This window comes from Aurantiacibacter aquimixticola, from assembly GCF_003605475.1.
Lineage (GTDB): Bacteria > Pseudomonadota > Alphaproteobacteria > Sphingomonadales > Sphingomonadaceae > Alteraurantiacibacter > Alteraurantiacibacter aquimixticola_B.
The window spans coordinates 1,107,356-1,129,919 of the sequence record NZ_RAHX01000001.1 but is presented as its reverse complement, the minus strand read 5'-3'; the positions used below and the strand labels follow the sequence as shown (position 1 = coordinate 1,129,919).

Sequence of the window (22,564 nt, the reverse complement as noted above, 5' to 3'; positions counted from 1 at the left end):
TTCAGGCGACGCGCATCAGATATGGATCGGCTTGCCCTGCACGCCCATCGCCGCTTCCTTGATGGCCTCGGCATGGGTCGGGTGCGCGTGGCAGGTGTAGGCGATGTCTTCGCTCGTCGCGCCGAATTCCATGGCTATTGCCGCTTCGGCAATCATCGTGCCTGCAACGCTGGCGATTGCCCAAATGCCCAGCACACGGTCACTTTCCGCCTCGGCGATGACTTTCACGAAGCCGTCCGGCTCGTGATTGGTCTTCGCGCGGCTGTTCGCCATCATGGGGAACTTGCTGGTCTTGATCGCTTTCTTGTCGCCGCCCATCTTCTCCAGCGCCTGCTCTTCGGTCAGGCCGACACCGGCGATTTCGGGGAGGGTGTAGACTACATTGGGGATCACATCGTGGTTCACGATGCCTGTTTCCCCCGCGATCCATTCGGCAACGGCGATGCCCTCATCCTCGGCCTTGTGGGCGAGCATCGGGCCAGGCACGCAATCGCCGATGGCACGCACGCCCTCGACGCTCGTCTTGAATTCGTGATCGACTTCGATCTGGCCGCGCTCGTTCGGCGTCAGCCCGATATTCTCGAGGCCGAGGCCTTCGGTGTTCGGACGGCGACCGATCGACACTAGCACGCAGTCCACTTCCATCGTTTCTGCATCGCCGCCCTTGGCAGGTTCGACGGTCACGATCGCCTTCTTGCCTTTGACTTCGACGCCGGTGACCTTGGTCGAAAGCTTGAACTCGATCCCCTGTTTCTTGAAGATCTTGTTCGATTCCTTGCGGACATCGGCATCCATGCCGGGCAGGATCTGGTCGAGGAATTCGACGCAGGTAACTTCCGCGCCCAGCCGACGCCATACGCTGCCGAGCTCCAGCCCGATCACGCCGCCGCCGATGACGACCATCTTCTTCGGCACCTTGGGCAGCTCGAGCGCGCCGGTGGAATCGACCACCACGCCGTTTTCGTTATCGACCTCGACGCCCGGCAGCTGCGTGACGGAAGAACCGGTCGCGATCACCACTTCCCTGGCCGTCACCGTCTCTTCGCCGACCTTCACCGTGTGCGCATCCTGGAAGGTGGCGAGGCCCTTCTTCCAGTCGACCTTGTTCTTCTTGAACAGAAATTCGATGCCCTTGGTGAGGCCATTTACGGCATCGAGCCGCTGATCGTGCATCTTGGGCAGGTTGAGCTTGGGCGTCACATCGATACCCATTTCCGCCATCGCGCCATTGGCGGCGGCGTCGTAGAACTCGCTCGCATGCAGCATCGCCTTGGACGGGATGCAACCGACATTGAGGCAGGTGCCGCCCAGCGTCTCCCGGCTTTCCGCGCAGGCGGTTTTCAGACCCAGCTGCGCCGCGCGGATGGCGGCGACATAGCCGCCCGGGCCAGCGCCGATAACAAGGATGTCGTAATCGTATTCAGCCATTCTTAACTCCGAACAGTCGCGCTCCTGCGAAGGCAGGAGCCGAGGGCGTCAGTGTTCGATCCGTGAAGACAAATCGTGCCACTGCGGATTCGCCTCTTCCATCAATTTGAGCTTCCAAGCCCTTTTCCATTTCTTCATCCGATGCTCACGCAGGCGCGCATCCTGAATATTGTCATGCCGCTCCGACCAGACGAGAGCGCGACATCCGTGCTCTCTGGCGAAGCCCGGCATCGCGCCATTGCGATGCTGGTGCAGGCGATATGCCAAATCGCTTGTAACACCGAGATAGATCGTTCCGTTACGCTTGTTTGCAAGCATGTAGACCCAGCCTGGCCGCGATGAACTTCTCCATTCTGGACTCCTGCACTCGCAGGAGCGCAATCAGTAAAACGTCACAAATCGATCAGCATCCGCATGGGATCCTCGATCGCTTCCTTCATGATCTTGAGTGCGGTCACGGCTTCGCGGCCGTCGATGATGCGGTGATCGTAGCTTAGCGCGAGATACATCATCGGGCGCACCACGACTTCGCCATCGCGCACCACGGGGCGATCCTCGATGCGGTGGAGGCCGAGTACGGCGCTCTGCGGCGGATTGATGATCGGGGTCGACATCAGCGATCCGAACACGCCTCCGTTGGAGATGGTGAAGGTGCCGCCCTGCATGTCCTCCATGGTCAGCGTGCCTTCCTTGGCGCGCTTGCCATAGTCGGCGATGGCGAGTTCGATCTCTGCGAAGCTCATCGCGTCGATGCTGCGCACGACCGGGACGACGAGGCCGTTTGGCGCGCTGACCGCTACCGACAGGTCGACATAGTCGTGATATACGATCTCGTCCCCGTCGATATAGGCGTTGACGGCGGGCACATCCTTCAGCGCCAGCGCCGCGGCCTTGGCGAAGAAGGACATGAAGCCGAGCTTGATGCCGTGCTTCTTGGCGAAGGTTTCCTTGTAGGCCTCACGCGCCTCGATCACGGCGGTCATATCGCAATCGTTGAAAGTGGTGAGCAGGGCGGCATTGTCCTGCGCCGCCTTCAGCCGTTTGGCGATGGTCTGGCGCATGCGCGTCATCTTCACGCGCTCCTCGCGCCGCTCGCCCTTAGAACTGGCGGGGACGGAGGGGGCCGGAGCAGCCTCGGTGCTGGCGTCCTGAGGCGCGGCCTGCTTGGACTTTGCCGCGGCGAGCACGTCTTCCTTGGTCAGCCGGCCGTCCTTGCCCGTCCCCTTGATGTTGGTCGGATCGAGGCCGTGTTCGAGCACTGCGCGCCGTACGGCTGGCGACATGGTGACGCTGCCGGAATCGTGGCCGCCATCGGGCAGCGATTCCACTTCGGATGCACTGGCCTTGGCCGCAGCCTTGCCCGCATCGCCAGCGCTTTCCCTTTTCTCCTGACCCTCTTCGCGCTGCTGCGAAGCACGGCCCGCTTCCTCTCCCTTGCCGGCAGGAGCAGCGCCTTCTTCGACCGTGGCGATCACCGCGCCGACTTCGACCGTGTCGCCGACTTCCACTTTCAGCTCACCGATCACGCCTGCCACGGGGGAGGGGACTTCGACCGCGACCTTGTCGGTTTCGAGACTGGCGATCGGCTCGTCCGCCGCCACCGCATCGCCGGGCTTTTTCAGCCATTCGCCGACGGTCGCTTCGGTGACCGATTCCCCGAGTGTGGGGACGCTAACTTCGGTTGCCATGTGCTTGCTTTCCCTGGCTTATGACTTGTTGGCGCGCGATTTGCGCTTGGCATTGGTTGCGCCGCGTTCGGACAGGCCGAGCGCAACGGAGACGAGAGCGTCCTGCTGCGCCTTGTGACGCGCCGCGAAGCCCGTGGCGGGGGAGGCCGCTTCCTCTCGCCCGGCATAGCAGGGGCGCATGCCCTCATGCCCGGCAGCGGTCAGCGCGTCCTCGATGCGATTCTGAACGAAGAACCATGCGCCGTTATTGTGCGGTTCTTCCTGGCACCAGACGACTTCTTCGAGATTGGTCATCCGCTTCAGGCGCACGGCCAGCGGCTCCCCCGGGAAGGGATAAAGCTGCTCGATCCGGACAATGGAAACATCGTCGATCTTTTCCTCGTCGCGCTTCTCCATCAGGTCGTAGGCGACCTTTCCGCTGCACAGCACGAGCCGGCGCACCTTCTTGTCGGCAATCTCCGCCTTGTCGGACAGGATGCGCATGAAGTGGCTGTCACCCATGAACAGCTCGGCATCGGACTTGGCAGACGGATGCCGCAGCAGGCTCTTGGGCGTCATGATGACCATCGGCTTGCGGAAGGGGCGCAGCATCTGGCGGCGAAGCACGTGGAAGTAATTCGCCGGGCTGGTGATGTTGAGCACCTGGATATTGTCGTTCGCGCAAAGCTGCAGGAACCGCTCGAGCCGGGCGGACGAATGCTCGGGCCCTTGGCCTTCATAGCCGTGCGGCAACAGCATCACGAGCCCGTTGGCGCGCATCCACTTCACTTCGCCGGACGCGATGAACTGGTCGATCATGATTTGCGCGCCATTGGCGAAATCGCCGAACTGCGCTTCCCACATCACCAGCGTTTTCGGATCGGCGAGGGCGAAACCGTATTCGAAGCCGAGCACGCCGAATTCGCTGAGCGTGCTGTCATACACCTCGAACTTGCCATGCGGCAGCGTGGCGAGGGGGATATACTTGCCCTCATCCGTCTGGTCGACCCAGATGGCGTGGCGCTGGCTGAACGTGCCGCGGCCCGAATCCTGACCCGAAAGGCGCACGCCGAAGCCTTCGGTGACGAGGCTGCCGAATGCCAGCGCTTCCGCCGTCGCCCAATCAAAGCCGGTGCCGGTCTTGAACATTTCGCGCTTGGCATCGAGCACGCGGCCCAGCGTCTTGTGGATCGTGAGATCGTCCGGAACGGTGGTAAGCGTCCGGCCGAGGCTGTCGAACAGCTTCTTGCCGATCGCGGTTTCGGTGTTGCGGCGGGCGGTCTCCGGATCGGCAGGCTTGTGCAACCCGCTCCAGCGACCGGCGAACCAGTCGACCTCGTTCGGCTTGTAGCCCTTCGCCTTTTCGAACTCTTCGTCGAGATGGCTGATGAAATCCTGCCGCATTTGCGGCGTGGTGCCCTCCTCGATCACGCCCTCATCGCGCAGGCGATCCGAATACAGCTCCGACACGCGCGGGTGCTGGCGGATTTCCTTGTACATCAGCGGCTGGGTGAAGCTGGGTTCGTCGCCTTCATTGTGGCCGAAGCGGCGATAGCACCACATGTCGATCACGATGTCGCGCTTGAAGGTCTGGCGGTACTCGACCGCCAGCTTGCAGGCGAAGGTGACGGCTTCGGGATTGTCGCCATTCACATGCAGGATCGGCGCCTGCACGCCCTTCGCCACGTCGGACGGATAGGGTGAGGAGCGCGCGAATTGCGGGCTGGTGGTGAAGCCGATCTGATTGTTGATGACGAAGTGAATGCAGCCGCCGGTCGAATAGCCGCGCACGCCGGAAAGGCCGAAGCATTCCCACACCACGCCCTGTCCGGCGAAGGCGGCATCCCCGTGGATGAGGACGGGCAGCACCTTTTCATGCGCGGAAAGGTCGTCATGCATGGCCTGCTGCGCGCGGGTCTTGCCGAGCACGACCGGGTTCACGGCCTCAAGGTGCGAGGGGTTTGGCACCAGGCTCATGTGAACCTTGATCCCGTCGAATTCGCGGTCCGTGCTGGTGCCGAGGTGATATTTCACATCGCCCGATCCGCCGACATCGTCCGGATTGGCGCTGCCGCCGGAGAATTCGTGGAAGATCACGCGATATGGCTTTGCCATCACATTGGCGAGCACGTTCAACCGGCCGCGATGGGCCATGCCATAGATGATTTCCCGCACGCCGGAGCTGCCGCCATATTTGATGACCGCTTCCAGCGCCGGGATCATCGCTTCGCCGCCATCGAGGCCGAAACGCTTGGTGCCGACATATTTCTTGGCGAGATACTTCTCGTATTCCTCGCCGCGGATCACCGCCTGCAGGATCGCCTGCTTGCCTTCCGGGGTAAACTGGATCGTCTCTTCCGGGCTTTCGAACTGGTCCTGCAAGAACCGCCGCTCTTCGGTGTCGGCGATGTGCATGTATTCGAGGCCGACATGCCCGCAATAGGTGTTGCGCAGCACGTCCAGCAGCTCGCCCACCTTGACCCATTCAAAACCGAAGACGCCGCCGACGAAGACTTCCTTGTCTTCCTGCCCGGCAAGGCCGTGCCATTCCAGCGTCAGATCTTCGGGCACTTCGCGATTGGCGAGGCCGAGCGGGTCTAGGTCGGCCGCGAGGTGCCCGCGCACGCGGTAAAGCCGGATGAGCAGCATTGCCTGGATGGAATCGCGGCACGCGGCCTCCACGCTCTTGGTATCGGTCGGCTTGCCCGCCTTCGCCGAGGCCTCTTTCACGAGCGCGGCCATCTCCGTTGGGTCCATCGCCGCGTCGAGATCGGGCGCGTCGCCGGTCAGCGGCCAGCGCGGATTGGCCCAGCTCGGCCCCTGCTGCGGGCCGTCCTGACCCGGCAGTTCGGGAAGAAAATCCTGCGGTTCTTTACCCATGATGCGTCACCTCTCCTTGGAGGTAGTGCGTAGGAGCTACGCGAGTTCCTTGAGAAGGGCGTCGAGCGTTGTGCCCAATTCGCTGGGGGAGGGGGAGACACGGATGCCCGCATCTTCCATCGCCGCGATCTTGTCGTCCGCTCCGCCTTTGCCGCCCGAAACGATGGCGCCGGCATGGCCCATGCGGCGGCCCGGAGGTGCGGTGCGGCCGGCAATGAAGCCGACCATCGGCTTGCGGCGGCCCTTGGCGGCTTCCTGCTTGATGAATTCGGCCGCTTCCTCTTCCGCGCTGCCGCCGATTTCGCCGATCATGATGATCGACTTGGTGGCATCGTCCGACAGGAACAGGTCGAGCACGTCGATGAAATTGGTGCCGTTGACGGGATCGCCGCCAATGCCGACCGCGGTGGTCTGGCCAAGGCCGACTTCGGTCGTCTGGTGCACGGCTTCATAAGTCAGCGTGCCGGAGCGGCTGACCACGCCGACGCTGCCCTTCTTGAAGATCTTGCCTGGCATGATGCCGATCTTGCATTCTTCCGGCGTCAGCACGCCTGGGCAGTTGGGGCCGATCAGGCGGGACTTGGAGCCGGAAAGCGCGCGCTTGACGGTAATCATGTCCATCACCGGAACACCTTCGGTAATCGCGACGATCAGTTCGACTTCCGCCTCGATCGCCTCGAGCATGGCATCGGCGGCGAAGGGCGGCGGCACGTAGATACAGCTCGCGGTCGCGCCAGTCGCGTCCTTGGCCTCGCGCACGGTGTTGAACTGCGGCAGGCCGAGATGCTCGGAGCCGCCTTTGCCCGGCGTCACGCCCGCGACCATCTGCGTCCCGTAATCGAGCGCCTGCTGCGTGTGGAAGGTGCCGGTGTTGCCGGTCATCCCCTGGGTGATGACCTTGGTGTCTTTGTTTACGAGGATGGACATTCAGAAGCTCCTGTTGGCGCTTATTGTTTCTGATGAATCTGGATCGCCAGTCCGTATGCTGAAGATCCGTCTTTCGATTGTGTTTCCTTCGCATATCCACGCGAAGTTTTGGTCGTCACTCGCTGATGGGAATTTGAACCGAAATTGTCCGTCGCCAAGTCTCTCAAAAACAGATTGATCCAGATCGCCCCAGCCGTCGACAGCAGTGATCGATTGAATATCAGCGTCGAGACAGGCATCGACTGCCTCTCTCCCAACCTCAGACCATGAGCCTGGCCCATGGCTCGAACACGCCGCGGCAAGTGGCAAGGCTAAGAGGACTCTCAAAATCACGCCAGCGAGCTATCCAGCCCCTTGCACGCCTCGAGCAGTTCCTCGACCGCGTCGGTGCTGACCTTGAGGTTGCTCTTCTCTTCGTCCGACAGTTCGATTTCGATGACTTCCTCGGTGCCGCCCGCGCCGATCATGGTGGGGACGCCGACATAGAGGCCGTCGAGGCCATACTTGCCTTCGACAAAGCTGGCGCAGGGCAGAATGCGCTTGCTGTCGCCCAGATACGCCTCGGCCATCGCAATCGCGCTGGTGGCGGGTGCGTAATAAGCGGAGCCATTGCCGAGCAGGCCGACGATTTCGCCGCCACCCTTGCGGGTGCGGTCGACGATTTCATCGATGCGGCCTTCCGATACGCCCTTGATCTTGGCGAAGTCGTTCACCGGGATGCCGTTGATCGTGGTGTAGCTGGTGATGGGCACCATCGTGTCGCCATGGCCGCCGAGCACGAATGCGTTCACATCCTTCACGCTCACATCGAATTCCCAGGCGAGGAAGGTGGCGAAGCGCGCGCTGTCGAGCACGCCCGCCATGCCGACCACCTTGTTGTGCGGCAGGCCGGAAAATTCGCGCAGCGCCCAGACCATCGCGTCCAACGGGTTGGTGATGCAGATCACGAATGCGTCGGGGCAGTTTTTCTTGATGCCTTCACCAACGGCCTTCATCACCTTGAGGTTGATGCCGAGCAGGTCGTCACGGCTCATGCCTGGCTTGCGCGGGACACCGGCGGTGACGATCACGACGTCTGCGCCCGCAATATCGGCATAATCGTTCGATCCGGTGATCCTGGCATCGAAGCCTTCGATCGGGCCGCACTGGCTGAGGTCGAGCGCCTTGCCCTGCGGCATGCCTTCGGCGATGTCGAACAGGACGATATCGCCCATTTCCTTTTTCGCGGCGAGGTGGGCGAGCGTGCCGCCGATCATGCCCGAACCGATGAGTGCGATCTTCTTGCGTGCCATTGGGTAAGCCTGGTCCTTCAGTGCCGTGGGCGCATCCATCGTGACCTGTCGCGCGTGCGGCCATGCGCCCAGCGGGGCCGCGCACCGGAATGGGGGCGGCCCTACGCCTGCAAAACAGGCTTGGCAACCGGGTTTAGGGATTAGTTTTCGCTAACAGTTCGCAATAGCGATAAAGTGCGCAGGCAGGCATTTCTCCGCTGCGTGCAAGACGTTTCGGACGCGCCCCGGTTCCCGCCTTTATCCAGCATTGCTGGCAAGCGGGCGATCCTCTTCCGCCAGCAGGAGCGCGGCCTGATAATCCGGGACGGCGCGGCTGAAGTAGAAGCCCTGCCCCAATGTGCAGCCGGAACTTCTGATCGTGCGCAGCTGGCCGATCGTCTCGATGCCTTCCGCCACCACATCCAATCCCAGCGTCGTTCCCATTTCCGCGACAGCGCGCACGATGGCGTCGCTGCGCGCGCCGATATTCGCGCCGGAAACGAAGCTGCGATCGACCTTGATCGTGCGAAAAGGGTAGTCGTGGATGTAGCGCATCGAGGAGTAGCCCGTGCCGAAATCGTCGAGCGCGAAGCGGACGCCGCGCTGCGCCAGCTCGTTCATGAAGGTGGCGGTGTGCTCGTCGTCTTCGAGGAACAGGCTCTCGGTGACTTCGAGTTCCAGCCTTGCCGGATCGAGCTGTGCTTCGGCGAGCGCGGACAGGATCCCGAGCGCGGCACCGGGCGCCTTGATCTGCACCGGGGATAGGTTGACCGCGAGCGTCACGTGCTCGGGCCAGCTGCTTGCCGCTTTGGCGGCTTGCGCCGTGACCCAATTGCCCAGCGTGATAATCAGGCCGGTATCCTCCGCCACGGGGATGAACTCATCGGGCAGCAATTCGCCTTTTTCCGGATGGAACCAGCGCACCAGCGCTTCGAACGTGCGGATGTGGCCGGTCTGCAGATCCACGATCGGCTGGAAGAAGACCTTCAACTCATCCTTCTGCAGGGCCGAACGCAATTCGGATTCCACTTCCTTGCGCCTCGCCAGCTCGCGGGTCATCGCGCGGTCGAAGAAACGGATCTCGTTTCTGCGGGAAGCCTTCGCATGGTAAAGCGCAAGATCGGCGGCCTGCATCAGCTTGTCCGTGGAGGACGCGTCGTCCGGCATCAGCGCCGCGCCGAGCGATGCACCGCCGGAAAGCCGGTGACCGTCGATCCGGAAGGGGCGCGCCGCTTCTTCGCCCATGTCGCTCGCCAGGATTTCCGCTTCCGCGCGCAAGGCCACCCGCGCGGCGAAGACGAATTCGTCGCTGGCAAAGCGCGCGAGGACGGCCTCTTCCGGCAATTTCGTCCGCAATCGGCTGGCGATGATGCGCAGCGTCTCGTCGCCCGCTTCATGACCCAGCGTCTCGTTCACGTCCTTGAAGCGATCGAGATCGATCCACATCAGGGCCAGCCGCTCGTCTGCGCCAAGCCCGTTGGCCAGCCTGGCGAACTCTTCATCGAAGCCGTGGCGGTTGAGCAGCCCAGTGACGGGATCGAGCCGCGTCTGCGCGCGAATGGTCTCGGCATGCGCGCGGCTGGCGAGGGCGGTCTCGATGCGCTCTTCGAGCTGCGCGAAAATGGTCAGCGTCATCGTCCCCATGCCGATGGCGATGTTCGGAAGGACCACCGCCAGCACGAGCAGCGGGTAGCTTCCGCTTTGCAAGCTGGCGTAGATTATCGGCGAATAGGCGCAGGATAGCTGCGCGATCGCGATAGCGGGACGCCCCGCACTGCGGACGGAAAGAGCCAGTCCGAACGCAATCGCGCTTCCCACGCCAAGCAACTGCACCCCCGCCGCCGCGTCCCGCATGATGGTGAGCGAACCGATCAAGCCGAGCGAAAGGGCGAACAGGCAAGCTGTCAGCGGGAAGGCCGCATCCAGCAATCGCACTGAGGGATTTTCCGGTGAGAGATCGTGTCCGACGGCGTGAGCGACCCGAAGGACGGCCACCACGCTCACTATTGCGGCGAGGATGACTAAAGGGGACTCGCCCGTTGCGAGTGCGCATGTCCACGCCCCGGCACCCGCGCACACGCTGCCGACCAGCGCGCTCCACGGCTTGGTGTGGACGGCTGCGTCGAGATGCGCGCGCACTTGCGCCCTGGCAAGCTCACCATCGCGTTTCGCGGGCAATCCGAAGAGGTTACGCGGCCACTGCATGGCCCTTCGATAGGCCCGCCCGGCTCACGCTTTGGTTAAGTGCGCCCCTAGGCTGTTTGCACTTATTGCGGCGCAAGCTTTTGGTAATCAGACGGCGCTGCCGCAATCGGGAAGCTCCACCGCGCGGGGCATGCGTCGGTCGAGCGCGCGGCAGATGCCGAGCCACCACTCGAAGCCCTGCCGATCGCCGGAACGCGCTGCCTTCGTCGCTTGCGCGCGCGCATGCTCTGCCGCGGAAATTCCGTATTGCGCGAAGTGACGCAGCGCTGCGTTGACGTGCAGCGGGGTCACGCCGCTGGGATTGTCGTTGGCCGCCAACAGCGTGCGCGCCTGCACGGCGCCGGGCCGCATTCTGTTCTGGCAGCGGGCGATGGGGGCGGCAAAGCGAATAGACATGGTGCGAACTTGTCCTGCAAAAGTAACGCGGGTCCGCTCCTTTCGAGCGGGCAGGACGTCTTGTAGGATGACCACGCTAAGCGAAGGTTCGGCGAAATGGTTTCCGACGTGTTAGCGCCGTTGCGAGGCTTTCTCGCGTCCCTCAGGGGCGGGTGATCCAGCGCCCGCTATTCGCATATTCTTCCCGCACATCGCCGCTCTGCGGCATGATTTCGGCGGCTGGCGCAGCTTGTGTCCCGGCCGCGGGGGGAGATGGTGCGGCAGGCGTGCGGCCATCCGGCAGGTCCGGCAGAGGGGCGACCACGGGGATATCGTTCGGCAATGGCGCTGCGGGCACGGAACTGCGCGCGCGCGCCGCGCTCGGTTCGCCACCGGCATAGCCTGCGCTGAACGCGGCGGGCCGTCCGGCAGCACCGGGCCAGCGATAGAAGATGTGCGCCCCGATCACACCGACCGATTGCAGGCTGCTCGCCCAGTAGGGATTGACCGCCAGCGTATGGTAATGCGTCGCCGTGCCCACGGGGGCATAGACAAGGCCCGACAGCGCCTCTCGCGCATGGCGGCTGGCGCGTGCCCACCCGCTGCGCGATGGCGTGCGGGCGAGCGCACCGTCGCATGTGAAGGTGAACTGGCACCCGGTGCTCCGCTCGCTGCCCTGATAGACCACGCCGCACACCGTGCGCGGATAGGAGGGATGCGCCACGCGGTTGAGCACTATTTGCGCCACCGCGCGCTGGCCGGCATCGCTTTCGCTCGCCGCCTCGTAATAAATCGCCTGCGCCATGCATTGCTGTGCGCGGGCGTGATCGCGGTCCGATCCCGAAATGCGCAGCGGCGGAGCGGCAAGCGGGGGTTCGGCATCCTCCGTGGCAGACGCGCGGGCGGCCACCCCGATCACACCGACGGGTGCATCCCATCCCGCGACATCCACCAGCAGCGGTGTTTCCTCCAGATAGTAGAAGGCCGATCCCGGAAAGCTTTCCCCCGGTACCTCGAACGGCATGGGCTGGATTGCGGGTGCGGCATTTTCGCTCTGCAAGGCGGCGATGGCCGTGGGCGCGGCGAGTGTCGGCACACCGATGGCGAGGCCGATCACTGCCAGACGCTTCAGCACGGGACGCGCGCGTTCTCGAAACGGCAGGCGCTTCGTGCGGAAATCGCGCGCGGGTGCGGCGGGGATGATCGGCGGCTGATGCACGGACGTGCATCATAAGGGCGAAAGACTAACAGGCACCTTCGCCGCGCGCTGCGTGCCACTGCGGGACGCAAAATGCGCGCGCCTTAACCTTGCACCATTTCACCACCGGGACTAGAGCGCGGCCATCGTCACGGGTTCTTCGCGAAGGCGAAGCTGAGAGGGAAGGGGGTGCAAGACCTCCGCTGCCCCCGCAACTGTGACCGGGGAGGGATGCTTCCTTCATGCCACTGCCCTTCGGGGCGGGAAGGCGGAAGCGGACCGACGATCCGGGAGCCAGGAGACCTGCCGGGTGACGGTCGCTTTTGCTGCCGGGCGGGGTGCACCGATAGCGAGCGGGAGAGCGCATGCCCGCGCTCCCTCCGTCATAAGCGGCATGTTCGTTTATGATAGGAGGTTTTGTGCTTAAATATCTGATTTGTGGTGTGTCCCTCGCGGCGCTGGCCGTGCCTGCCGCGGCGCAGGACGAAGAGCCATCGATTATCCTTACCGACGTGCGAACCGGTGAGGAGTTCATCACCGTCACCGCCACCGGCACGCGGACCGAAGTCGAAGACACCGGCCAGGCCGTAACGGTCATTACCGAGAACGAAATTCTGGACGTACAGGGGTCGGACCTGACCCGCGTGCTCCAGCGCGTTCCCGGGCTCTCGCTCTCCCGCAATGGCGGGCTGGGTGCATTCACCGGCGTGCGCGTTCGTGGGGCGGAGGCGGAGCAGCTGCTCGTGATCGTAGACGGCGTGCGCGTGGCCGATCCGGCATCGCCATCGGGCGGCTTCGATTTCGGCAATCTGCTTTCCGCCAATCTCGGCAAGCTCGACATATTGCGCGGGTCCAATTCCACGATCTGGGGATCGGATGCGATCGGCGGCGTGCTTGTCGCATCCACCCGCGCGGAAAGCGGTTTGCTGGCGAGCGCGGAATACGGCGCCAATGACAGCGTGCTGGCGACGGCGTCGGGTGGCCTGTCCGACCCCGATACCGGCTTTCTCGGCCTGTCCGGCAGCTTCGCCAATACCGACGGTTTCTCCGCTGCCGAAACCGGCACCGAGGCGGACGGGTTCGAGCAATGGGCGCTGGATGGCCATGCGCGATACTATTTCTCCGACCGTCTGGAAGTGTTCGCGCGGCTGCGTCAGGCGGAGGGGGAACTCGAATTCGACGGTTTCCCCGCGCCCGATTTCTCGCTCGCCGATACGGACGAAGTGCAGGACACCAGCCAGACCTTCGGCTCGGCGGGCATGGTCTACGACAGCGGACCGCTTTTCGTGCAGGGCAGCTACAGCTTTGCCGACACCAGCCGCGACAATTTCAATCGCGATTTCGGAGACGATCCGACATTTACCAGCGACGGCCGGTCGGGCCGGATCGCGGTGAATGGCGAGTGGCGGCCCATCGGCCCGCTGCTGCTTAATTTCGGGGCGGAGAACGAGTGGACCGCGTACGAAACGCTGTTTGCCGAGCGCGCCTCCACCCGCATCTTCGGCACCTATGCCCAGGCTGGCGTCGAATGGCGCGGCATTTCCGGCCATCTGGGCGCGCGTTTCACCGATCACGACGATTTCGGCAGCGAAGTGAGCTTCGGCGCGGATGCGAGCTACGCAATCGCCAGCAATTGGCGCGTGCGGGCCAGTATCGGCGAGGGCTTCAAGGCTCCCAGCCTGTTCCAGCTACTATCCGATTTCGGCAATGCCGCGCTGGAGCCGGAGGAAAGCACCAGCCTCGATCTCGGCATCGCCTATGGCGACCGGGCGCAGGCGGTTTATGGCGGCGTCACGCTGTTCCACCGCGAAACGGACGACCAGATCGCCTTTGTCGGCTGCTTCGGCGTGGAGGATACCATCTGCGAGGACCGGCCCTTCGGCACCTATGACAATATCGCCCGCACCCGCGCGCTTGGCGTCGAGGTGGAAGCGGGCGTCTTTACGCTCGACTCGCTGCGGCTGGGCGCTGTCTACGCTTTCACCGAAGCCGAGGATCGCGATAGTGGCAACCGGCTGCCGCGCCGCCCGCGCCATGCCGCCACGCTGACCGCCGACTGGCAGGCCATCGGCGCGCTCACCCTGGGCGCGGACTTGCGGCTGGTGTCGAACAGTTTCGACAATGCGGCGAACACCGTGCGGCTGGACGGCTACGAACTCCTTACCCTGCGCGCAGCCTATGAATTGAACAATATGGTCGAGCTATACGGCCGGGTCGAGAATGTCTGGGACGAGGATTACCAGACCGCCGCGGGCTATGCGACGCGCGGGCGAGCCGCTTTCGTCGGAGCAAGGCTGCGGCTGTGACAAGGCTGGCTGCCCTCGCGCTTTTGGCGCTGGCCGGGTGTGGCGGCGATGGTGAAGAGCGCGCTGCAAGCCACCGGCCCACCATCGTCAGCCTCAATCCCTGCGCCGACGCGATCCTGGCCGAAATTGCCGCGCCGGGACAGCTGCTCGCGATCTCCCATTACAGCCACGATCCGGCGGCAAGCTCGATGCAGCCGTCGGATGCGCGGCGTTACGCCAGCACCGGGGGCACGGTAGAGGAAATCCTCGCACTCTCGCCGGACGTGGTGGTGGCGGACAGCTTTCTGTCGCCTGCCACGGCGAGCGCGCTGGAGCGGGCCGATGTGCGTGTGGAGCGGCTCGGCATCGCCGGATCGCTGGAAGACAGTCTCGCGCAAATCCGCCAGCTTGCCGAGCTGACGGGAGAGGCGGAGCGCGGCGAGGCACTGGCCGGGCGCATCGAAAGCGCGTGGCATGCGGCGTCTGCCGATGGCGAGCCGGTGCCGACGCTGCTGTGGCAACAGGGCGGCATCGTTGCGGGCGAGGGCTCGCTCGCCTTTGCCATGCTCGAACAGGCGGGTTTCGCCAGCCATTCCGCGGCGCGCGGCATGGGGCAGGGGGCGTATCTCCCGCTCGAGCAGGTGCTCGCCGATCCGCCGCAATTGGTGCTCGCCGCCGGAGACGAGCGTGCGCTCAGCCATCCGGCGTTGAAGACCCTCGACGACATTCGATACGAGACCTTCGATAGCGCGCTGCTCTATTGCGGCGGGCCGACGATCCCGCGCGCGCTGGCACGGCTGCGAGAGATACGGCGGTCGATGGAGAACGATACGACGCTCGCACGAGCGGAGGGGCGATGAACCGCGCGACGCTTACCTTCGCGATTCTCCTCGCGCTTGCTCTGCCGCTCTCGCTGTTGGCCGGGCGCGTCTGGCTGGGGGCAGACACGGCGAATAGCGCGCTTATCCTCGCAGAATTGCGCTTCCCGCGTGCGGTGCTTGCCGTGGTGGTCGGAGCGGGCCTCGGCGCGGCGGGTGCGGCGATGCAGGGATATCTGCGCAACCCGCTTGCCGATCCCGGCCTCTTCGGTATCGCTCCCGGCGCAGCCCTGGGCGCGGTGATCGCGCTGTATATCGGGGCGGCAACCGCGCTGTTGCTGCCTGCCTTCGCGCTGATCGGCGCGGGCGGAGCGATGGCATTGCTTGCGCTGATCGCCGGCCGCACCACCAGTCCGGCCCATGGCATCGCGCTGTTCACGCTGGCGGGTATGATGATCGCCAGCCTCGCGGGCGCGATGACGAGCCTTGCCATCAGCCTGGCGCCGAATGCCTTTGCCATGAGCAGCATCGTCACCTGGCTGATGGGCGCACTCACCGATCGCAGCTGGCAGGACGTGATGCTGGCAGCGCCGCTCTCGCTCGCCGGGATCGCGGTGCTGTGGTGGGCGGGGCGCGGGCTCGACGCGCTGACCTTGGGGGAAGATGCCGCCCGCTCGCTCGGCGTCGATCCCGCACGGCTGCGCTGGGCGATGGTGGTGGGCACCGGCCTCACCGTGGGCAGCGGCGTCGCCGTGGCGGGGATCATCGGCTTCGTCGGATTGATCGTCCCGCATCTGGTGCGCCCGCTGACCGATCGCCGACCCTCCACCCTTATCCTGCCGAGCGCGCTGGCAGGGGCATTGCTGGTGCTGGTCGCAGACATGGTCTGCCGTGTGCTGCCGCTGGTGACGGAGCTGCGCCTCGGCATCGCGCTCAGCCTGATCGGCGCGCCGTTCTTCCTGATGCTGCTGCTGCGGATGCGAAGGGGGCTGGCGTGACGCTTGCCGTAACCGACCTGTCCGTCACCGGGCGTTTGCGGGACGTCACGGTTGCTTTGCCTCGTGGCGGGATCACCGCGATCTGCGGACCGAACGGCGCAGGCAAATCGACGCTGATCTCCGTTTTGGCGGGATTGCTTGCACCCGATGGCGGAGAGGTGTCGCTTGGCGATTTGCCGCTCGCCGATCTCACGCCCAGAGCGCGCGCCCAACGCATCGGATATCTACCCCAGAGTGCCGAGATCGCATGGGATGTCTCGGTGCGAAATCTCGTCGCGCTTGGTCGCCTGCCCCACCGCGACCGAGGCGAAGACGCCATCGCCCACGCGATCGCTGCCTGCTCGCTGGAGGACTTCGCGATGCGCCCGGTTTCGACGCTTTCCGGCGGAGAGAAGGCGCGGGCCTTGCTGGCGCGGGTGCTTGCGGGAAAGCCGGAATGGATACTCGCCGACGAACCGCTCGCCGCGCTCGATCTCGCGCATCAGCTCGCCATGCTGCGCGTGCTGCGGACGGAGGCCGACGCCGGGCGCGGCGTGGTGCTGGTGTTGCACGATCTGGCGCTGGCGATGAACCATGCGGACCTCGTGCTGGTGCTCGACGAGGGCCATCTGGTCGCCGATGCGGAACCGTTGCAGGCCCTCGATAGAGCTGTGGTCAATCGCGTCTGGGGCATCGATGCGGAATGGACAGGGGAACCCGGCCACCGCGCGCTCGTCATTTCTGGGTGACCGACCGAGACGACCTCCAAGCCCGCTGGTTCGCCCTTACGCGTGAGCGTATGCCGGTCGCCGCGCCGGAACGGCACTGGCCGGTGCGCTTCGATCACTGCTTCCAGCGCATCCTGCTCGACAATGCTTGCGGGCAACCGTGGCGCGAAGCGATCGACGCGCCCGCCTATCGCAACGCATCCGACGAATTGCTGGAGCGCGCCATAGCTCTGGGCGAGGCGGCGCTCGGCGGGTCGGAGGATTTGCCGACCCTAAATCGCAGATCGCTCGAAATGCGCGGCAAGCTCCGGCGATGAAAAAAGGGCCGCCGGATCGCTCCGACGGCCCCATAATCATCAGGCTCAGACTTACAGAACGCCCGACGCCCCGCCCGGCTGCGTCTCTCCCGGGATCAGGCCGCGCGCTTCGAGCAATGGCTCAACGCGCGGGTCGCGGCCGGTAAAGTCTCGGAACATCTGTTCGTAGGTCTTCGAATGGCCCTGGCCGAGGAAGGTCGCAACGATGTGGTCGCCCATCTCGCGGGTCATGCCACCATTTTCTTCCACGTAGCTGTATGCATCGTGGTGGAGCATTTCCGTCCAGGTGTAGGCGTAATAGCCCGCATCATAGCCATGCTCGAAAATGTGCCTGAAATACGGCGTGCGATAGCGCGGCGGAACAAGATCGGACCGCAGGCCGATCCGCTCGAGCGCGGCGGCTTCGAAGCCCATGATATCGGTCGGTGCCGGCTGGTTCGGGTCGATGGAATGCCACTCCATGTCGAGCAGCGATGCGGCGATGATCTCGCCAAAGCCGTGGCCCTGGTTGAACCGGCCAGCGCGATTGATCGCCTGCACCAGCTCGTCCGGAATCACTTCGCCGGTTTCGTGGTGGCGGGCATAGCGCTGGAGCACTTCGGGCAGAGCCGCGAAATTCTCGTGGAACTGGCTCGGGAATTCGACCCAGTCGCGCGCGGTGTTGGTGCCGGAAAGCGACGGATATTGCTGGTCGGCGAAGATGCCGTGCAGCGCGTGGCCGAATTCGTGGAACATCGTTTCCACATCGTCCCATGTCGCCAGACGCGGCTCACCCGGCGCGGGCGGGGCGATGTTCTGCGTATTCGTGACGACCGGACGCAAGCCGAGCAGATGGCTCTGCTCGACGAAATTGCTCATCCAGGCGCCGCCGCGCTTGCTGTCCCGCTGCATCGGATCGAAGTAGAAGAGCGCAATCGGGCTGCCATCGTGGAACACGGTGTAGACCGAGACATCGGGGTGATAGACCGGGATGTCGCTGCGTTTCTCGAAGGTGAGGCCGTAAAGCTCGCCCGCCATGTAGAAAATGCCGTCTTCCAGCACGCGGTCGATTTCGAAATACTGTTTGATTTCCTCGTTATCGAGGGAATAGCGCTCCTGCCGGACGATCTCGGCGTAATACGGCCAGTCCCATGCGGCGAGCTGGAAGTCGTGACCGTCCTGCTCCAGCCGGGCCTGCAGCACGGCGGCTTCGCGGTCCTGCGTGGCGCGCAGGGCGGGGACCATGTCGGCCATGAACTTGATCGCGGCCTGCGGGTCCGAAACCATGCGATCGTACATCTGCCAGTTGGCATGCGTCGGCTCGCCGAACAGCTGGGCGCGGCGATTGCGCAGCGCGATGGTCTCGCGAATGGCGTCCAGCGTTCCCGCTTCGCCGCTCTGGTTGCGGTTGAGGCTCGCCATCAACAGCCGCTCGCGCACGTCGCGGTCGTGCAGCTGGGACAGCATGGCAACGCCCGAGGTGTTGCTGACGCCGATCATGTATTTGCCGTCATGCCCGCGCTCGGTGGCGAGCTGTGCGGCAGAGGTGATCTGGCCATCGGAGAGGCCGCTAAGCTCCTCGCGCGTGTCAACCACGATGGCGGCCTGGTTCTGGCCGGTCGTGATGCGCTGGGAAATCTGCGTGCTGAGCGAGCTCAGGCGTTCGTTGATATCGCGCAGTTCGGTCTGCGCCTCGTCACCCAGCAGCGCGCCGCGATGGACGAAATTCTGGTAATACACCTCAAGCAGCATCGCATCTTCGGGCGTCATCGCCATCGCCGCGCGGTTGTCGTAGATCGCCTTCACGCGCTGGAACAGTTGCGGGTTGAGATAGATCGTGTCGTTCATCGCAGCGATCTGCGGGGCAAGCGCCTCGTCCGCCGCGGCGATGGTGTCGTTGATATTCGCGCCGACGATCTGGCTGAAGGCGGAATAGGCGCGGCTGAAGACCTGGCCCGAACGCTCCATGGCGACCAGCGTATTGGTCATGTTCGCCGGATTGGGGTTGTTGGCGATCGCCTCGACTTCGGCCAGCTGGATCGCGATCGCTTCCTCGATGATGCCCTGCCATTCGCTGTCCTGCACCCGGTCGAATTGCGGGGCATGCATGTAAAGCGGCGATGCTTCGGCGAAGATGCTCGTCGCGGCGGGGATTTCGGGATCGTACTCGACGGTCTGCGGCAATCCGGAGGCGGTGGCCATGTCGGTATCCTCCATCGTCGTGGTGCAGGCAGAAGCTGCAAGGGCGATGATCGTGGTGGTGGCAAGCAGGCGCGATTTCATTCGGGCAACCTCTTTCATTCTATGCGTTGCGGCAACGCGCCCGGAACGGGTGGTTGCCGATGAAACGGATATCTAACTGTAACAGGCGAAGCTGCCAAGCGGCTGAACGACGGGCAGCGTTCAGGAAAGCGGCTCTTCTTCCAGCGCGGTTTCCCGCGCACTGGCGATCGCCTCGTCCAGCGCCTGGCGATTGACGGTCACGAGACGGGGGCGGCCGCCCTTTTCCGACGCGACCAGCCAGATCGAGCCGAGCTGGAAGAATGCACCCTGATCGGGCACGACAGTCATGTCCTCCAGCTTCAGATCCTGCATCAGGAGAAGCATCTCCGGCGTGAAGATATCGTCGAAGCCTCGCTCGACCACGGCCGTTTCCGGCAGAGCCTGCGGCGTACCGTCTCGATCGATGTAGAGCAGGGGTATGTTCAATTCACGGATGAGCGCAGCGCGATCGTTAGCCGCCGCAGCTGCGCGGATGTTGGTGAGCGCCGCTTCGAATTCGCTGGCGCTGGTGCCGGTGGCGCAGGAGATCGCCCCGCCTTCGACCAGGTCGTGCTCACGGTCGAAATCGCGGTTGGGGGTCGCCTGTTCGTCCCACACGACCACGAGGCAATCCTGGTCCGGCGTGGCCGTCGCTTGCGGCAGGGTCGCGATGACCTGCTCGCTTGTCGGCACGGCCTCGTCCCCCAGCATTTCCTCAGCAGGGTGGCCCGGCGTGATGAGTCCGCAAGCGGACAGCACGAAGCATCCTGCCAGCGCCGCGAGGGCGTTGACGGGACGACAGGACGTGAGTGTCTTTGTGGTCATAAAGCTCAGACGATCGCGGCGTAAGCCGCAGACGTGAAGGATCAGGTACTCAAATTGCCGGCGACGGCGATCTCGACAGGCCGGGGATCGTCATACGCCGCTTCCATAAAAATCGCCTGCCTGCGTTCCGAGCGGTATACCAGACCATTAGCCTTGGCTCCTGCCGCATGGTGATAATGCAACTCCTCCGCGATGCCTTCATAATCGGCACTTGCAATCGCAGCATTCAACTTTGGACTTTCTCTCTCGGAGACATTGCCCTCACCGACATTGTAAACAAGGTCTACAAGCGCATCGAATTCGTGCTGATAGATCGGCAGATCGCCCACAAGGCGCTGAACGCCTGCCTCGGCCTTTTTGAGATCCTGCTCGAGAAATTCGAGTGCCTGCTCGTATGTGATCGTGTCGCCGACACGCAGATTGTCTTCAGGGAGCACGAGGTGGCCGACACCGACCGTAGAATAACCGGCGACATCGCGATACACGGTAAGGCGAACGCCTTCCTCTTCGGCAAGTGCCTCCTTCATCGTTTCGCTGGATGTGAGATCAGAGGCGTGAACGCGGGTCTGCGTCGCATCGACCTTCATCTGTGCAATTTGTGTAGAGAAATCCGGCGCCGCAGCACCGTATTGGACCGCACCTGGACTTGCCGCCATTACGGCAGCCGAAGCCGCAAGCGTCAATTTACGCTTCTGGCGGCGGCGGTCGTTCCGGTCCGACTTGCGGCGAAGACGTCGGACGAACTCGCGAACCATCTCGCCGCGCATCCAGCGCAAGGCGGGGCGGAGATCTTCCTCCGTTTTGCGCGCCTTCGCATTGCTCGGCGGAGCAGGCGGATGGCTGGATCCTTCGTTCGGGTCCAATGGAATTACGGTCATTGCTGTCGGTTTCGACATGATGGTCCTGTCTGGTCGGGTCCGGCGCGTGTTTTGCGTAATGATTTCGCGCGGACTTTCTATGTGCATTCACTCAATCAACGGGTGCGACGTGCGATCGGTCCTCGCTTCGTCCGATGTGTCGGGCGGCTCGTGAGCATCGTGCTTGACAGCGCAACAATGATGCGTGGGCTGCGCCCCTAACGAAATTCCGTAAGCTGCGTATAGATCGGGCCCTGCGGAGTGAGGTCGCTTTCGAAGAGAGCGAAACAGTCTGCGGTCCACGGTCCAAGCGCGAGCGTGCCGTTTTCGTGGAGCCATTCACCGATATGACCGCTGCCGCTATTCAGGCGTGCGAGCGTCACATGCGGGACGAATTTTCGATTTTCCGCCCGAAGGCCCGCGCGGCGACAGGCCATTTCCACGCTGTGCTGCAAATCGGCCAGAGCGGAGTTCGGCGTGACTCCCGCCCAGATCGCCCGCGCGCGCTTGTGCCCTTCGAAATGGCCGACGCCCGAAAGCGCGATCGAGAACGGCGCGAAGGGGACTGTCTCCAGCGCGGTTTCCAGATCGGCGGTTGTGTGCCGGTCGACTTCGCCCACGAAACGCAGTGTAATGTGCAGATTGTCCGCATCCTGCCAACGCGCGCCGGAGATGCCTTCCATCGTATCGAGGAGGGCCTCGCGGATGGGTTCGGGCAAGGGGAGGGCGACGAACAGGCGGCGGGTCATTTAACGCTGACAGCGCACCATCGGGCTAATCTCGGCATCGTTGCTCGGCCGATAGCGCACGCTGCCATCCTCCTCCAGCGCGAGATAGATCGCCCGCTCGCTTTCATCGTCGCCTACCATTTCGCGCAAGGTGATGGCGATGCTGTCGCCGTCGATATTCAAATCGGTCACCGGGCCGCCCGTCTCGAAAAAACGCACGCGGTTCGCCTCGACCGTCACATTCTGGAAAGCGCGGGCATAGGTGTAGTCCTGCTCGCAAGCCTGGCGGTCCAGCGCGTACAGGCCGCGAAACCGTTCGGGCACGGTGGCCGTCGTCCGAGCCGGACAGCGGCGGTAGGTGACGCTTTCGTTCTCACTGATCCGCACGCGCATCGCGCCATCGCCTTCCAGTGCAAGATAAACCGCTTGGGGCGTCGGCGATCGGTCGGGGCGGCCGTGAGGATAGGTGATCGCGAGCGCGTTGCCGTCCCGCCGTATATCGCCAATTTCGCCGCCGCTCTCGAAGAAGCGAATTTCCTGACCGGTTAACGTGAACCGGTCGTGACCGCGCATGGCGCACGCGCCCGGCGAGCGCGCCCATGTGCCGCGGAAATCGGTCGGCACGCGGAGCAATGGTGTGGTGCCTTCACTTGTCTGCGAAGTTTCCTCCGGCTGCGGCGCATCGCCAGTATCGTCTGCCGACCTCACTTCGCCGGATTCTTGTTGGGCCGCACGCACGGGTTCGCTCTGTTCGTTCGAACACGCTGCAAGCGCCAGACCGGATAACGCCAGCACGGAGGCATGAATCGTACCCATTTCCAAAACAATTGATCACTC

Annotated in this window: 19 protein-coding genes and 1 riboswitch; of the genes, 5 read left to right on the top strand and 14 right to left on the bottom strand. The window is 63.9% G+C overall.

Translation table 11 applies throughout. The features are described from left to right. Positions 1-15 precede the first annotated feature (15 nt). From lpdA to D6201_RS05595, 9 genes are all read right to left on the bottom strand, one after another. Positions 16-1,428: a dihydrolipoyl dehydrogenase gene (gene lpdA, locus D6201_RS05635; RefSeq protein WP_120047919.1), complete on the bottom strand. Its 1,413-nt coding sequence runs from the start codon at positions 1,426-1,428 to the stop codon at positions 16-18. 48 nt (positions 1,429-1,476) lie between these two features. Next, positions 1,477-1,746, bottom strand: coding sequence for a GIY-YIG nuclease family protein (locus tag D6201_RS05630; protein WP_120047918.1), 270 nt, complete (start codon positions 1,744-1,746; stop codon positions 1,477-1,479). A 74-nt stretch (positions 1,747-1,820) separates the two neighbouring features. Next, a complete protein-coding gene (gene odhB, locus D6201_RS05625; protein ID WP_120047917.1) occupies positions 1,821-3,116 on the bottom strand; it encodes a 2-oxoglutarate dehydrogenase complex dihydrolipoyllysine-residue succinyltransferase in 1,296 nt (431 codons plus the stop codon). 18 nt (positions 3,117-3,134) lie between these two features. Further along, positions 3,135-5,975, bottom strand: a complete 2,841-nt coding sequence (locus tag D6201_RS05620) for a 2-oxoglutarate dehydrogenase E1 component (RefSeq protein ID WP_120047916.1) — start codon at positions 5,973-5,975, stop codon at positions 3,135-3,137. A 36-nt stretch (positions 5,976-6,011) separates the two neighbouring features. Next, the gene (gene sucD, locus D6201_RS05615) at positions 6,012-6,902 is read right to left on the bottom strand and encodes a succinate--CoA ligase subunit alpha (RefSeq protein ID WP_120047915.1); all 891 of its coding nucleotides are present in this window, start codon (positions 6,900-6,902) and stop codon (positions 6,012-6,014) included. Positions 6,903-7,231: 329 nt separating this feature from the next. Further along, positions 7,232-8,194, bottom strand: coding sequence for a malate dehydrogenase (gene mdh / locus D6201_RS05610; RefSeq protein WP_120049230.1), 963 nt, complete (start codon positions 8,192-8,194; stop codon positions 7,232-7,234). Positions 8,195-8,431: 237 nt separating this feature from the next. Continuing rightward, entirely contained in the window at positions 8,432-10,378 is a 1,947-nt protein-coding gene (locus D6201_RS05605; protein ID WP_120047914.1) for a putative bifunctional diguanylate cyclase/phosphodiesterase, read from the bottom strand. Positions 10,379-10,465: 87 nt separating this feature from the next. Next, positions 10,466-10,774, bottom strand: coding sequence for a hypothetical protein (locus tag D6201_RS05600; protein ID WP_133303951.1), 309 nt, complete (start codon positions 10,772-10,774; stop codon positions 10,466-10,468). A 142-nt stretch (positions 10,775-10,916) separates the two neighbouring features. Continuing rightward, entirely contained in the window at positions 10,917-11,972 is a 1,056-nt protein-coding gene (locus D6201_RS05595) for a cell wall hydrolase (RefSeq protein WP_242447446.1), read from the bottom strand. A 115-nt stretch (positions 11,973-12,087) separates the two neighbouring features. Next, positions 12,088-12,277: riboswitch (cobalamin riboswitch) on the top strand. Between the two features lie 93 nt (positions 12,278-12,370). Here D6201_RS05595 and D6201_RS05590 point away from each other — a divergent pair. From D6201_RS05590 to D6201_RS05570, 5 genes are read left to right on the top strand one after another with little or no spacing between them, the layout of a single operon-like run. After that, positions 12,371-14,257, top strand: a complete 1,887-nt coding sequence (locus D6201_RS05590) for a TonB-dependent receptor plug domain-containing protein (RefSeq protein WP_242447445.1) — start codon at positions 12,371-12,373, stop codon at positions 14,255-14,257. Further along, positions 14,254-15,096, top strand: coding sequence for an ABC transporter substrate-binding protein (locus D6201_RS05585; protein ID WP_242447444.1), 843 nt, complete (start codon positions 14,254-14,256; stop codon positions 15,094-15,096). The genes D6201_RS05590 and D6201_RS05585 overlap by 4 nt, the downstream gene beginning before the upstream one ends. Then, entirely contained in the window at positions 15,093-16,052 is a 960-nt protein-coding gene (locus tag D6201_RS05580) for a FecCD family ABC transporter permease (protein ID WP_120047911.1), read from the top strand. Before D6201_RS05585 ends, D6201_RS05580 begins: the two co-directional genes overlap by 4 nt. Next, positions 16,049-16,780 carry an ABC transporter ATP-binding protein gene (locus tag D6201_RS05575; protein WP_120047910.1) on the top strand — a complete coding sequence of 244 codons (732 nt, stop codon included), beginning with the start codon at positions 16,049-16,051 and terminating at the stop codon, positions 16,778-16,780. The genes D6201_RS05580 and D6201_RS05575 overlap by 4 nt, the downstream gene beginning before the upstream one ends. Further along, positions 16,777-17,076, top strand: coding sequence for a GCN5-related N-acetyltransferase (locus D6201_RS05570; protein ID WP_242447443.1), 300 nt, complete (start codon positions 16,777-16,779; stop codon positions 17,074-17,076). Before D6201_RS05575 ends, D6201_RS05570 begins: the two co-directional genes overlap by 4 nt. A 51-nt stretch (positions 17,077-17,127) precedes the next feature. On the opposite strand, the gene D6201_RS05565 is transcribed toward D6201_RS05570, so the two are convergent. The 5 genes from D6201_RS05565 to D6201_RS05545 form a co-directional block, all read right to left on the bottom strand. Next, positions 17,128-19,338, bottom strand: coding sequence for a M3 family metallopeptidase (locus D6201_RS05565; RefSeq protein WP_165853501.1), 2,211 nt, complete (start codon positions 19,336-19,338; stop codon positions 17,128-17,130). A 120-nt stretch (positions 19,339-19,458) separates the two neighbouring features. Continuing rightward, positions 19,459-20,142, bottom strand: coding sequence for a hypothetical protein (locus D6201_RS05560; RefSeq protein WP_242447442.1), 684 nt, complete (start codon positions 20,140-20,142; stop codon positions 19,459-19,461). A gap of 41 nt (positions 20,143-20,183) precedes the next feature. Continuing rightward, on the bottom strand, positions 20,184-20,909 hold the full coding sequence (locus D6201_RS05555) for a lysozyme (protein ID WP_242447441.1): 726 nt from the start codon (positions 20,907-20,909) through the stop codon (positions 20,184-20,186). 308 nt (positions 20,910-21,217) lie between these two features. Next, positions 21,218-21,748, bottom strand: coding sequence for an RNA 2',3'-cyclic phosphodiesterase (gene thpR / locus D6201_RS05550; protein ID WP_120047907.1), 531 nt, complete (start codon positions 21,746-21,748; stop codon positions 21,218-21,220). After that, positions 21,749-22,543, bottom strand: a complete 795-nt coding sequence (locus D6201_RS05545) for a hypothetical protein (RefSeq protein ID WP_120047906.1) — start codon at positions 22,541-22,543, stop codon at positions 21,749-21,751. Positions 22,544-22,564 lie beyond the last annotated feature (21 nt).

What these genes read in the sequence shown, in the direction of transcription:
- D6201_RS05605 (WP_120047914.1), bottom strand. Translation starts at nt 10,378, where the DNA reads ATGCAGTGGCCGCGTAACCTCTTCGGATTGCCCGCGAAACGCGATGGT.
- D6201_RS05545 (WP_120047906.1), bottom strand. Translation starts at nt 22,543, where the DNA reads ATGGGTACGATTCATGCCTCCGTGCTGGCGTTATCCGGTCTGGCGCTT.
- D6201_RS05630 (WP_120047918.1), bottom strand. Translation starts at nt 1,746, where the DNA reads ATGCTTGCAAACAAGCGTAACGGAACGATCTATCTCGGTGTTACAAGC.
- D6201_RS05560 (WP_242447442.1), bottom strand. Translation starts at nt 20,142, where the DNA reads ATGACCACAAAGACACTCACGTCCTGTCGTCCCGTCAACGCCCTCGCG.
- D6201_RS05565 (WP_165853501.1), bottom strand. Translation starts at nt 19,338, where the DNA reads ATGAAATCGCGCCTGCTTGCCACCACCACGATCATCGCCCTTGCAGCT.
- D6201_RS05600 (WP_133303951.1), bottom strand. Translation starts at nt 10,774, where the DNA reads ATGTCTATTCGCTTTGCCGCCCCCATCGCCCGCTGCCAGAACAGAATG.
- mdh (WP_120049230.1), bottom strand. Translation starts at nt 8,194, where the DNA reads ATGGCACGCAAGAAGATCGCACTCATCGGTTCGGGCATGATCGGCGGC.
- D6201_RS05620 (WP_120047916.1), bottom strand. Translation starts at nt 5,975, where the DNA reads ATGGGTAAAGAACCGCAGGATTTTCTTCCCGAACTGCCGGGTCAGGAC.
- D6201_RS05580 (WP_120047911.1), top strand. Translation starts at nt 15,093, where the DNA reads ATGAACCGCGCGACGCTTACCTTCGCGATTCTCCTCGCGCTTGCTCTG.
- D6201_RS05555 (WP_242447441.1), bottom strand. Translation starts at nt 20,909, where the DNA reads ATGCGCGGCGAGATGGTTCGCGAGTTCGTCCGACGTCTTCGCCGCAAG.
- thpR (WP_120047907.1), bottom strand. Translation starts at nt 21,748, where the DNA reads ATGACCCGCCGCCTGTTCGTCGCCCTCCCCTTGCCCGAACCCATCCGC.
- sucD (WP_120047915.1), bottom strand. Translation starts at nt 6,902, where the DNA reads ATGTCCATCCTCGTAAACAAAGACACCAAGGTCATCACCCAGGGGATG.
- lpdA (WP_120047919.1), bottom strand. Translation starts at nt 1,428, where the DNA reads ATGGCTGAATACGATTACGACATCCTTGTTATCGGCGCTGGCCCGGGC.
- odhB (WP_120047917.1), bottom strand. Translation starts at nt 3,116, where the DNA reads ATGGCAACCGAAGTTAGCGTCCCCACACTCGGGGAATCGGTCACCGAA.